10 protein-coding genes are annotated in these 13,425 nt (G+C 33.1%); 8 read left to right on the top strand and 2 right to left on the bottom strand.

Translation table 11 applies throughout. The features are described 5' to 3' along the window. Positions 1-28 precede the first annotated feature (28 nt). Positions 29-1,117 carry a M42 family metallopeptidase gene (locus Ollyesu_RS11030; RefSeq protein WP_279301277.1) on the top strand — a complete coding sequence of 363 codons (1,089 nt, stop codon included), beginning with the start codon at positions 29-31 and terminating at the stop codon, positions 1,115-1,117. A gap of 92 nt (positions 1,118-1,209) precedes the next feature. Here the strand turns inward: Ollyesu_RS11030 and Ollyesu_RS11025 are convergent, their stop codons facing one another. After that, positions 1,210-3,234: a T9SS type A sorting domain-containing protein gene (locus Ollyesu_RS11025; protein ID WP_279301276.1), complete on the bottom strand. Its 2,025-nt coding sequence runs from the start codon at positions 3,232-3,234 to the stop codon at positions 1,210-1,212. 106 nt (positions 3,235-3,340) lie between these two features. Between Ollyesu_RS11025 and Ollyesu_RS11020 the strand changes: the two genes are divergently transcribed. From Ollyesu_RS11020 to Ollyesu_RS10990, 7 genes are all read left to right on the top strand, one after another. Continuing rightward, positions 3,341-3,892 carry an NUDIX domain-containing protein gene (locus tag Ollyesu_RS11020; RefSeq protein WP_279301275.1) on the top strand — a complete coding sequence of 184 codons (552 nt, stop codon included), beginning with the start codon at positions 3,341-3,343 and terminating at the stop codon, positions 3,890-3,892. A 9-nt stretch (positions 3,893-3,901) separates the two neighbouring features. Next, positions 3,902-4,579, top strand: coding sequence for a PrsW family glutamic-type intramembrane protease (locus Ollyesu_RS11015; protein WP_279301274.1), 678 nt, complete (start codon positions 3,902-3,904; stop codon positions 4,577-4,579). Positions 4,580-4,657: 78 nt separating this feature from the next. Further along, positions 4,658-5,143, top strand: a complete 486-nt coding sequence (locus Ollyesu_RS11010) for an acetyl-CoA carboxylase biotin carboxyl carrier protein subunit (protein WP_279301273.1) — start codon at positions 4,658-4,660, stop codon at positions 5,141-5,143. Between the two features lies 1 nt (position 5,144). Further along, complete coding sequence (accC, locus tag Ollyesu_RS11005) at positions 5,145-6,584, top strand: acetyl-CoA carboxylase biotin carboxylase subunit (RefSeq protein ID WP_279301272.1); 1,440 nt, start codon at positions 5,145-5,147, stop codon at positions 6,582-6,584. Positions 6,585-6,645: 61 nt separating this feature from the next. After that, entirely contained in the window at positions 6,646-8,187 is a 1,542-nt protein-coding gene (locus Ollyesu_RS11000) for an acyl-CoA carboxylase subunit beta (protein ID WP_279301271.1), read from the top strand. A 56-nt stretch (positions 8,188-8,243) separates the two neighbouring features. Then, positions 8,244-9,257, top strand: coding sequence for a serine hydrolase (locus tag Ollyesu_RS10995; protein ID WP_279301270.1), 1,014 nt, complete (start codon positions 8,244-8,246; stop codon positions 9,255-9,257). Positions 9,258-9,266: 9 nt separating this feature from the next. After that, positions 9,267-12,101 carry an Npt1/Npt2 family nucleotide transporter gene (locus Ollyesu_RS10990; protein WP_279301269.1) on the top strand — a complete coding sequence of 945 codons (2,835 nt, stop codon included), beginning with the start codon at positions 9,267-9,269 and terminating at the stop codon, positions 12,099-12,101. A gap of 1 nt (position 12,102) precedes the next feature. Here the strand turns inward: Ollyesu_RS10990 and Ollyesu_RS10985 are convergent, their stop codons facing one another. Continuing rightward, positions 12,103-13,422, bottom strand: a complete 1,320-nt coding sequence (locus Ollyesu_RS10985) for a serine hydrolase (protein ID WP_279301268.1) — start codon at positions 13,420-13,422, stop codon at positions 12,103-12,105. Between the last annotated feature and the right edge of the window lie 3 nt (positions 13,423-13,425).

Raw genomic sequence — 13,425 nt, 5'->3', positions numbered from 1 at the left:
TTCTTATTTTAGACAAAAATTATTTTAAATGGCAACAAAACGTATACTTAACAAAAAGTCGATGGACTTTTTAGAAAAATATTTAAATAATGCAGCGCCAACAGGTTACGAATGGGATGGTCAAAAACTATGGATGGATTATCTTAAACCGTATGTGGATGAATTTTTTACAGATACCTATGGAACAGCAGTTGGTGTAATTAACCCAAAAGCAAAATACAAAGTGGTTATTGAAGGTCATGCTGACGAAATCTCTTGGTACGTCAACTATATTTCGGACAACGGATTAATTTACGTGATCCGTAATGGAGGAAGTGACCACCAAATTGCACCTAGTAAAATTGTAAATATCCACACCAAAAAAGGCATTGTTAAAGGTGTTTTTGGTTGGCCAGCTATACATACCAGAAATAAATCTAAAGAAGAACCACCGAAACCAAACAACATTTTTATAGACTGTGGTTGCAAAACCAAAGCAGAAGTCGAAAAATTAGGTGTGCATATTGGTTGTGTGATTACGTATCCAGACGAATTCCACATCCTTAACAAAGATAACTTTGTGTGTCGTGCTTTAGATAACCGAATGGGTGGATTTATGATTGCTGAAGTGGCACGTTTACTTAAAGATAACAAGAAAAAATTGCCTTTTGGATTGTACATAGTTAATGCTGTACAAGAAGAAATTGGTTTACGTGGCGCACAAATGATTACCGATACCATTAAACCCAACGTTGCAATTGTTACAGATGTCACACATGACACTACCACACCAATGATTGACCAGAAAGTACAAGGTCAAGTAGAAAACGGTAAAGGTCCTGTAATAGCTTATGCACCAGCAGTACAACAAAAATTACGCGATTTAATTACAGACACAGCAGACGAAAATAAAATCCCGTTCCAACGTGCAGCTTGTTCTAGAGCAACTGGAACAGACACAGATGCATTTGCGTATAGCAATGGTGGTGTGGCGTCAGCATTAATATCGTTACCATTACGTTACATGCATACCACTGTAGAAACTGTACATAGAGACGATGTAGAAAATGTGATTAAATTAATTTACGAAACCTTATTAAAAATTAAAGATGGTGATACATTTAGCTACTTTAAATAAATCACTAAAAACATCTTAGTAAACACGATGTATTTAAAAAGCCTGAAACTATATAGTTTCAGGCTTTTTTTTAAAATGGAGTTAAGAGATAATTATTCTATAACCATTTTTTTTGTATCTATTTTTCTACCATCTACAAACAATGTATAATAATACATACCTGATGCTAATGAATCACTATTAAAGAAAATTTCTTGATCACCCAAATTTTCTAAAGGCACATTGTCTATAACTTGTCCAGACGTATTACTAAAGACTATTGCTGCTTTATTATAACTATTAGGTACAAAATATTTTATAGATGTTGTTCCGTTAAACGGATTAGGAATATTTTGATACAAAATAGGACCACTAGCTCTATTATTTTGTTCATCTAAATCATCTGTATAATCATCAACAGATAATGTAGTACAAGCACAACCCTCTAATGTTGTTACACGTGTCAGTAAATCGTTAATCTGGAGTTGTTGGTTATCATTCTCCATTTCTAAGTCTTCAATAATAGGATTTAAATCTACAAATACTGAGCTTCCGCCTTCTATTTCAATAGTTAACACATTACCACCAGATAAGGTTGCAGCAGTTAAGTTTTGATCGTCCGAACTAACGTATCCAGATAAATCTATTGTTGATGCACTTCCTGTTATAGATAATGTATTAGAAGATAACGATAGCTCTTGATTATCTGTATTTACGTAAGGTGATAAGTCTACAGTAGCTGCACTTCCTGTAATACTCAAAGTGTTTGAGGCTAAACTTAGTTCTTGTGCATCTGTATTACTTCCAAAAGCTGTCCAAGCTGTACCATTCCAAATAAACAGACTTTCTACATCAGTATCGTAAACTAACAATCCTGCTTCATCTACATCTAAAGGTGTACCATCTGCACCAGCAGTTACCATAGCAGTTCTTTGTGCAGTAGTCAATCTATTAACTAAAAACCCTTTATCTGTATCTGCCAAAGTTAGTGAAGCGTTACCGTTAGCCGAAACCGTTCCTATACCAACACTTAATCTATTGGATACTGTATCACCACCAAGAGCCATACTATTAGGTTGAGCAACTGTAACGTTTTGTCCAATAGCAACTGAATAATTTCCTTGTGCAGTAGATTCGTTTCCAATTGTAATACCAAACTGACCGTCCACTCTACTTCTATATCCTATTGCAATGACATCATTATTATTAGGATGTGATTGTGCACCAATAAATGTGTTTCTAAATCTGGGAGTACTAGAAGTTGTAGCTCCATCTTTACCGGTAATATTTAAAATATCAAAACCTTGATTATAGTTAGCAAAAGCACCCATACCTACATTATCCTCTCCCTCTCGATTTGAAAATCCAGAAAAAACACCAACATAAGTATTTCTATTAGCATTAGTTGTCGAGTTTGTTCTGTTATTATCACCTCCAGACTGTGCACCAACAAATGTATTGTAATTAGAATATTCGTTTGCAGATCCAGCTGCTTGACCAATAAATGTATTTAGTCTTCCAATACTATTATCAATTCCTGTAGAGTCACCAACATATGTGTTTCTATAACCAGTACTTGAGTCGTATCCAGCTTCGTTACCAACATATGTGTTTCTAAAACCTTCTGTGTTAAGTCGTCCTGCTGTGTTACCTACAAAGGTGTTATCATTTGCAGTCGTATTATTAAAACCAGCATCTTCACCAATAAATACATTATCATTTCCAGTGGTATTATTAGTTCCAGATTCTTCACCAATAAATACATTATCAGCTCCAGAAGTGTTTAGTTCACCTGCTTCTGTACCAATAAAAATATTATCGGTTGCAGTGTTATTTAAACCTGCCTCAACACCAATAAAAATATTATCAGTGCCTGTTACATTACTACGACCAGCATCTTTTCCTATAAAAATATTATCAAATGCACTAGTTTGACTAAAACCTGCTTCTCTCCCTACAAAGACATTGTTAGAGCCCGAAGTTAAAGTTGTACCAGCATTATCGCCTAAAATGACATTATTATCGCCAGAAGTAATACTAGATCCAGCTCCAGTACCTAAAGTTTCATTATTGGTTTGACCAAAACTAAATACACTAAATAGTAGTGCGACTGTTGTAAAAAATAGTTGTTTTTTCATGATTAATTAATTTATAGATTAATAGTTATTTCCTTTTAATGTTTGGTTTCAAAAAAGGTTAACAGTTTATCTTTAAATTATTTAAAAAAGCAGTAATTTAGATGTAGTGAAAGAGGAATATATTGACATAGTCACCAAAACTGGCAAGCCAACTGGACAATCTGCTTTAAAATCTGTAATCCATAAAAAAGGGTATTACCACAATACTGCTCATATCTGGTTTTATACTGATAAAGGTGAGATTTTATTACAACAACGTGCAGCGTCAAAAATTATTTGTCCATTGCTTTGGGACGTTAGTGTTGCAGGTCATATTGATGCTGGAGAAACCATAACATCTGGTGCTGTTAGAGAAATTGAAGAAGAAATTGGATTAACTATTCAAGAATCTGACTTAGAAAACATTGGTGTTTTTGACTGCTTTCAAAGCTATCCTAATGGGATTATTGATAACGAGTTTCATCATACGTTCATCGCTCTATTACCTGTTCCACTGTCTAAATTAACTCCTCAAAAAGATGAAGTTGAAGACTTGAAACTAGTTTCTATTTCTATATTTAAAAAATTGTTAGAGAACAGCAAAACTAATGGACATTTTGTAGCCAGTAATTATAACTATTATCAAGCTGTTTTACAATCTATCACTAAAAAACTATAACTTAGTAGTATGCAATTAATACTAATGGCTTTGGCGCCAGTTTTTATTATCATCTTTTATATTTACATGAAAGATAAATACGAAAAAGAACCCAAACGGTTATTGGTGATTTCTTTTCTACTAGGTGCTATAGTTAGTATTATTATAACCACACTACTCTACTCTGTTTTCAATGTATATGTCCCTTTAGTGGATAAACTAAGTGTCTGGGAACAGTTTAAGCAAGCCTTTTTTGTGGTTGGTTTTTCTGAAGAATTAAGTAAATACCTCATCGTCTTACTCTTTGCACAACAACACAAAGAATTTAACGAACCCTTTGATGGTATTGTCTACGCAGTTATGGTGTCTATGGGTTTTGCAGCTACAGAAAATATCATGTATGTTCTGCAAAGCGGTCCAGCTACTGCTTTAGTTAGGGCTTTTACAGCCATTCCTGCTCATGCTACCTTTGGTATTTTAATGGGTTATTATATGGGAAAAGCCAAATTTGCACCTAATAAACTATATCTTAATTTGTTAGGATTATTCTTTGCTATACTGTTCCATGGTGCTTATGACTTTTTCTTGTTTATAGACTTTGTACCTGGTATTTGGGTTGGTGCTTTTATTTCTTTAGGTATTGGAATATTTCTATCTAAAAAAGCAATTAAATACCATCAACAAGCTTCCGTTTTTAAAGCTGATTAAATTCTTCTTAAAAAAAATCTAAATATTTTCTACAACGTTATAGTTGTTTATCTTTATACTTCAAAAGATAATAACCTTATGAGCCAAAAATTTAACATAATAGTCAACGATTCTAATAGTTTTGAAATTGACTCAGATGCTATTAAAAGTCTTGATATAGTTGAAACAAAAAATAATTCCTTTCATCTTTTAAAAGACAATAAACCATATACTATAGAAATTACAAAACGTGATTTTAATTCTAAAAACTACAGCGTTACAGTCAATAACAACATTTATGCTATTAAAATTGAAGATGCGCTTGATGCGTTAATCAAATCTATGGGATTTGAAGTTGGCGCTTCTAAGAAAGTGGACAGTATTAAAGCACCAATGCCTGGATTAATCTTAGATATTATGGTGAAATCTGGTGACGAGGTGCAAACAGATACACCATTATTAATCTTAGAAGCCATGAAAATGGAAAATAGTATTGTATCACCTAGAGATGGCGTTATCAAATCTGTGACTGGTATAAAAGGACATACAGTCGATAAAGGCGAATTATTAATAGAATTTGAATAAGATGAAAAAGATATTAGTTGCCAATCGTGGTGAAATAGCAATACGGGTGATGCGTACAGCTCAAAAAATGGGTATCAAAACCGTAGCAGTATACTCGACTGTAGATAGAAACGCGCCTCATGTAAAGTTTGCAGATGAGGCTGTATTAATAGGCGAAGCACCATCCAATCAATCGTATTTATTAGGTGATAAAATTATTAATGTTGCTAAAAGTCTAAATGTAGATGGTATACATCCTGGTTATGGATTCTTAAGCGAAAATGCAGACTTTGCAGAGCTTTGCGAAAAAAATAATATCATTTTTATTGGCCCAAAATCACATGCTATTAGAGTCATGGGAAGCAAATTAGCAGCAAAAGATGCAGTTAAGGATTACGATATACCTATGGTTCCTGGTACAGATGAAGCCATTACAGATATTTCTGAAGCCAAAATGATAGCCAAAGATATTGGGTTCCCTATTTTAATAAAAGCCTCAGCAGGTGGTGGCGGAAAAGGAATGCGTATTGTAGAGACCGAAGCTGAATTCGAGTCGCAAATGAATCGTGCCATTAGTGAAGCTGTGAATGCGTTTGGTGATGGCTCTGTCTTTATAGAAAAATACGTCGGCTCTCCTAGACATATCGAAATACAGGTTATGGCAGATACACATGGTAATATCATTCATTTATTTGAACGTGAATGTAGCATACAACGTCGACATCAAAAGGTGGTTGAAGAAGCACCAAGTGTAGTTTTAACTCCAAAATTAAGAGACCAAATGGGAGAAGCTGCCATTAAAGTTGCTAAAGCTTGTGATTATGTTGGTGCTGGAACCGTGGAGTTTTTATTAGATGAAAATAAAAATTTCTATTTCTTAGAAATGAATACCAGACTACAAGTTGAGCATCCTGTATCAGAAATTATTGCGGGAGTTGACTTAGTAGAATTACAAATTCAAGTCGCTCGTGGTGAAGCTTTGGATATTACACAGTCTGATTTAAAAATTAATGGTCACGCATTAGAATTACGTGTGTATGCAGAAGACCCTTTAAACGATTTTTTACCAAGCGTAGGTCATTTAGAAGTCTATAAAATACCTGAAGGCAAAGGAATTAGAGTAGATAATGGTTTTGAACAAGGTATGGACGTTCCAATATACTATGATCCTATGCTGGCTAAATTAATTACCTATGGTAAAACACGTGAAGAAGCCATTCAACTAATGATTAAAGCAATAAGTGACTATCAAGTGGAAGGCATACAAACCACTTTGCCATTTGGGACTTTTGTCTGTCAACACGAAGCTTTTACCTCAGGAGATTTTGACACACACTTTGTCAAAAAACATTATTCACCAGAAGCTTTAAAAGACGCTTCAGATCACGAAGCAAAAATTGCTGCTTTAGTTGCTGTAAAACAGTACCTTAAAGACCAAAAACTACTTAGAATACCAAATTAGTATATAGTAGGCATCGCAGTTAATTGTGATTTTGCAAAACAAAAAAATAAAAAAACCAGTAATGGAATCCAAAATACAAACACTAAACGATAAACTAGAACAAGCCAAATTAGGTGGTGGACAAGCTAGGATAGATAAACAACACGCTAAAAAGAAATTAACTGCTAGAGAGCGTGTTAATTATTTGATGGATGAAGGCTCTTTTGAAGAAATTGGTGCTTTAGTCACCCACAGAACTGTAGATTTTGGGATGCAAGACCAAAAGTTTTATGGTGATGGTGTTATTACTGGTTATGGTACTATCAATGGTAGATTAGTATATGTTTTTGCACAAGATTTTACTGTTTTTGGTGGTGCATTGTCAGAAACACATGCCGAAAAAATTTGTAAAATCATGGATTTAGCACTTAAAGTTGGCGCACCATTAATTGGTCTTAACGACTCTGGAGGAGCTCGTATTCAAGAAGGAGTCAGATCGTTGGGTGGTTATGCAGATATTTTTCATAGAAATGTCAAAGCATCAGGTGTGATACCGCAATTATCTGCTATTATGGGACCATGTGCTGGAGGAGCTGTGTATAGTCCAGCAATGACTGATTTTACCATGATGGTAGAAGACACCAGTTACATGTTTGTCACTGGGCCAAACGTTGTAAAAACTGTGACTAATGAGGAAGTAACTAGCGAGGAATTAGGTGGAGCAAGTACACATTCAACTAAATCTGGTGTAGCACATGTCACCTCATCTAATGATATAGAGTGTTTGGAAGACGTTAAACGTTTATTAGGTTATTTACCGCAAAGTAACTTAGAAAAACCTGCCGATTTACCATATAAGCTTGACACAGAGATAAGAGACGAGTTAACGTCCATAATTCCAGATAATGCCAACAAGCCTTATGATATGCATAACGTTATTAAAGGCGTAATTGATAAGGACAGCTTTTTTGAAATTCATAAAAACTATGCAGAAAACATTATTGTAGGTTTTGCCAGAATTGGAGGGAAAAGTATTGGTATAGTTGCTAATCAACCCTTATTCCTAGCTGGAGTTTTGGATGTAAATAGTTCGCGTAAAGCTGCACGATTTACTCGTTTTTGTGATGCGTTTAATATTCCGTTATTAGTATTGGTGGATGTTCCAGGATTTTTACCAGGAACTGATCAAGAATGGAACGGAATTATTGTACATGGTGCCAAATTATTATACGCCTTAAGTGAAGCGACAGTCCCTAAAGTAACCGTTATTACTCGTAAAGCCTATGGTGGAGCGTATGATGTGATGAACTCCAAGCACATTGGAGCCGACTTAAATTATGCTTGGCCTAGTGCAGAAATCGCAGTAATGGGTGCCAAAGGTGCAAGCGAAATTATTTTTAGAAAAGAAATTAAAGCAGCAGATAATCCTGAAGAAAAATTACTAGAAAAAGAAGCTGAATATGCAGACCTATTTGCTAATCCATACAAAGCTGCAGAACGAGGATTTATTGATGAAGTTATATTACCCGAAACCACAAGACGTAAACTAATTAAAGCATTTACAATGCTAGAATACAAAGAAGATATATTACCAAATAGAAAACATGGAAATATCCCTCTATAATTTTTATTATTGGTATACTTTTTGTACTTTATATATGCAACTTTAAATCAAAACTATTGAAACTTTTAAAATTCAGTTTAATTCTTATTACCGTAATAGTAGGATTAGTATTTTTTGGACTTAACACATCTGGTACGTCCAACATGCAAACTTCTGTGAAATCCGAAAACCTTGCAGATGTTTTACTCAAAACTATTCCTACCAAAGCTAATGATTCCATAAAAAAATTACCACTGTTAATTACCGATGAAATAAAACCTATTTCAGATATTCAAAATAAGCAATTAGATTCACTTTTACATGCTGAAATTAATGCTAATCCAGTTTGGAAGGGACTGGTAGCTAAAAAACTAATGTCTGTTGCTATTGTCGATTTAAGTGATGTCAGTAATTTTAAATATGCTGGTATTAATGATACACATATGATGTATGCTGCCAGTCTGCCTAAAATTGCCATTTTGTTAGCAGCTATGGATGCAATAGAAAATAAGGAATTGGAATATACAAAAGAAGTTAAAAAAGACTTACGTTTAATGATTAGTAAATCTAATAATCAAGCGTCTACCAGAATGATTGACCGTTTAGGTTATGATAAAATTGAAGCTGTTTTACGTGCTCCACAACATAAATTTTATGACGAAGAAGTTGGTGGAGGATTATGGGTTGGAAAACGTTATGCAGCAGGTGGTAAGAGACACCCAGAACCTTTAAAAGGGTTAAGTCATGCTGCTACAACTATGCAAGTGTGTAGTTTCTATTATCAACTTGCTTTAGGTAATTTAATAAGTACAGATGCGTCTAGAGAAATGCTTAAAATAATGAGAAAGCCTGGTCTACATCATAAGTTTGTAAATACACTTATTAGAATTGCTCCAAAAGCAGAGATTTATAGAAAATCTGGATCTTGGAAAAATTATCACTCAGATTCTGCATTAGTTTGGGGTCCAAATAGAAAATATATTATTGTTGCTTTAATCGATGATGCGTTTGGAGAGCAAATCATTAGAAATTTGATAAAACCTATTGAAAAAGTTTTAAAAAAATCAAAAAAATTATCAAAAGAAGAGTAACTTGCTTTTGTGTTAAGCAAATTATTAAATAAAACATTTGGACTAAGAGATGGCGAAATATACATCTCTTTTTTAATGCAGTTATACATATTTATTATCATAACTGTGCTGTTAATTGTTAAACCAACAATTAATGCAATTTTTTTATCCCAATTAGGTGCAGATAACCTCCCTTATGGTTACTTATTGGTTGCTGTAGTTGCAGTAATCACTTCCTACTTTTACAACAAAGCCATCAGACGGTATTCTATTTTAAAGGTAACCACCATTTCTCTGATTTTTTTTAGTCTATGCTTTTTAGCACTAAGTGCTATTTTAGAATATAGTTTATTAAGCGATTGGGTACTTTTTTTATACTATCTAGGTGTATCGTTATTTGCGGTTATGGCTACGTCTCAATTTTGGGTCTTAGCCAACATGGTTTTTAATGCAAGAGAAGCCAAACGGTTATTTGGATTTATAGGTGCAGGTGCAATTGCTGGAGGAATTTTTGGCGGATACTTAACCAGCATTGTCGTATCTAGTTTTAACAACAAAATTGTCATTATAATTGCAGCAATCTTAACCATAACCTGTATTCCTATAATTAGAAAAATTTGGACACTTAGAATCCATAAGCTTAACGTGTACATAAGAATGCAACGTAAGCACGATGACAGTACGTTTCAAGAGAGTTCGTTTAGTTTAATTACTAAATCAAAACACCTTACCTATTTGGCATTAATTACTGGCATAAGCGTTATTGTAGCTAAGTTAGTAGATTTTCAATTTAGTGATTTTGCAAACAGAGCCATTTCAGATCCGGATGAGCTTGCTTCATTTTTTGGCTTTTGGTTTTCTACATTTAATGTACTAGCGCTAACTATCCAACTATTTATTACTAATCGTGTGCTAAGTCAGATTGGTGTAGCGTCTACCCTATTAATCTTACCGTTAGTTATAGCATTAGGTTGCTTGCTATTTTTAACCTTTCCAGAGCTTTGGGTTTTAATTATTATTAAAGGTGTTGATGGAAGCTTTAAACAATCTTTAAATAAATCGGCAACAGAGTTATCTATTATGCCCATTCCATTGCTAATTAAAAACCAAGCCAAGTCATACATTGATGTTGCAGTCGATAGTATAGCAACTGGTATAGCTGGTTTTATGCTGATTTTTTTAATACGAAAATTAGACTTAAGCACATCTTATATAACCATTATTATATTGCTGTTTGTCTTAATTTGGATTATTTTAATTTTTAGATTAAGAGAAGCTTATTTTGAATCTTTTAGAACGAATATTCAACGTACATTAATTAATAACAAGGATAAAGATACCAATACCAGAAATAAACGCGAAACCACAGTCAAATCTGCTTTAAGAATTTTAAACGAAGGTAATGCTAATGACATATTATCCCTTTTAGACCATTTGGGTAATAGTAATTTACACATTTTAAAATCTAGTATTATTGGTTTGATTAATCATCCGTCTAATGAAGTAAAGACAGCTGCTATCAAACAATTTTATCTTTATGATAAAGGTACAGCATTGCAAAAAGTAGAGCCATTAGTGCATTCTGACGATGACACTTTAGTATTTACAGCTTTAGAATATATATTAAACCATTCGTCTATTCAAAACCATCAATTTTTTAATCAATATCTAGATCATGATAATGAAAGCATCTCTAATGCAGCTTTATTATGCTTATCTAAAGAAGCATCAGCCAATCAAAAAATAGCATTACAATTTGGGTTATATAATAGAATTGAAGCACGCGTAAAGACATTCTCTCTGTCGGAAAATCAAAATCAAATAGCTGCCATTAGAACCTTGTTAATTACCATTGCTGAAGCTAATATGACTAAATATTTTTCGTTTATTAATGTACATTTAAATACAAAAGACCCTAAGATTGTTAAACAAGCTATAAAAGCTGCTGGGATAACCTCTAACCAAATGTTTATTCCAACATTATTAGAATTGCTCTCTGATAAATCTTATAGAAAACCTGTAGTAAAAGCCCTTAAAAATTATGGGGTAAAAATTATTGATCATATTATTTCATTAGAAAAAGATGAAGCTATAAATAACAAGATGGCGAAACATCTACCTAAAATTATTGAAGCTTTTAAGACACAAAAAGCCGTTACTATTTTAATGCGATTATTAAATAGTAAAGATATTATAATACGTTTAGCTGCTTCAAAATCTTTAGCTAAATTAGAAAAAAGTGGTGCTAGACTTAATTTTAATAAGCGTTATATAAAAAATAGAATTATAAAAGAAAGCAACTATTATAAACGTAGCGTTGGTGCAATAGCATCCATACAGCATATTATTAATAATACAATGTTAGATACTGTGCACGATGATAACGATATTGAATTACTAATTGCAAGGCAAGGCATTATAGAAATACTAGAACAGCAGGCTGAAACTAGTATGGCATGTTTATTTAATTTGCTAAGTATAGTGTATGAAGACTCTGATATTGAAATCTCGTATGCAGCACTATTAAGTGATGTTAAAGAAGCAAGAGTAAATGCATTAGAATTTTTAGATAACTTATTACAAAGCCAACTAAAACAAACCATTTTACCGTTAATTGAATATTATGTGCTTAGTAATAACGATGCTGATGTTTCTCAGTTACTAAAATTAAAACTCATGAAAGAGCGTGCATGTCTAACAATGTTAGCAAAAAATAGAGCCAAGAAAATCAAATTAGAAGTCCTTCACTTAATTATTTTATTAAATGATACTAAGTACAAACCACTACTTAATAGACTGAAAAAACATAAAAATCCAGATATTAAATTCTTTGCTTTAGAAGCATTAGATAAACTTAAACTATAAGCTAGTCGTCTGTTTCATCGGAGTCGCTTTTATATTCCGTCTCTTTGACTTCTTCTTTAAATCTATTGTTATCTTTATTAATAATATCATCTATTTTACTAGCTAAATACATATGTGCTCCTGCAGAATTTTTATTTAACACATTTGTCATCAAACACACAATATATTTAACGTTATTAGGATGTTCTACAATAATAACAGAATTCATATAATTAAATACATTACCAGCGTACGCTCTACAATTAGGATCTTTATTTCTATCACATTTATAAAAACTACCCGATTTAAAATATACAGCAGCACTATCTAATCTAGACGATCTTGCATAACGGATTCTACGGTCTGTAGAATACATTAAACGTTTCATTTCCAAACTTGATTTTTCGTCAACAACTTTACCTTGTTCTAATTGTACTAAAAACTTCATTAGGCCTTTAGGTGTACCTATACTTCCTCCTTTTCTGCCTACATATTTACCAGGTTCTCTAGTAAACATACCTCCTAACCTCCAGTCGTCTTCAGAAATCCCTAATTGACGTAAGGGATCATTAACAACACTGTGGGCTAAATTGGTTAACGAGTCTCTTGGTGTGTCTTTAAAATATTGTTCTGCTGCTGTTTCGGTTAAATTAATGTAATCTTGACCAAATGCAGCCATTAGCATTGCTTCTCTGTACATAACACTTGCTGCACCATTGTTACTTACTGAAACCATATGATCTAACCATTCGTACAACGAAAACTCGTCACTAGCTACAACTTGACGTTTGGTAAGTTTATCTTTTTCAATATCATAAATTGGTATAGTGTGATGATCTCCAGTTCCCCAATATCTAGCAGATACACGGATGTCTCTTAGATACATCGTACGATCTTCCCAAGAGTCTGGACATATTTTTGCCATTTGATCCATAACTGCTAATAATACTGCTAATTTACCTACACTACCTGGTTGGTAACCTGCATTTTCATTATAAGCTGCATACCGTAATTTATCTGGATTGGACATATCCATAATACTAGCAGAATATCCAGATCCTGGAAATAATCTATTCATGTCTTTTGCAAAATCCTTATCCTCAACTAATAATTGATTAATACTATCATTAACACTAGTAAGATTTAATTTTATGTCTTTAAGTCCCAAATACGCACCATAAGGTATACGGTTATACTTTACACTATCTAATTGCATTTTTCGTATTTGATATAAACGCTTAATTCCAGTTGACTCATAACCGTCTATAGGATATGGTTTAGTTGTAAAACTAAATGATAGAGTAATAACTACTAGAATTCCTATGTAAAATAACTGCTTCATCGT

It is taken from the genome of Olleya sp. YS (assembly GCF_029760915.1).
Lineage (GTDB): Bacteria > Bacteroidota > Bacteroidia > Flavobacteriales > Flavobacteriaceae > Olleya.
Note: the sequence above shows the minus strand (reverse complement) of the source record. Positions and strands in the feature narration are given on the sequence as shown.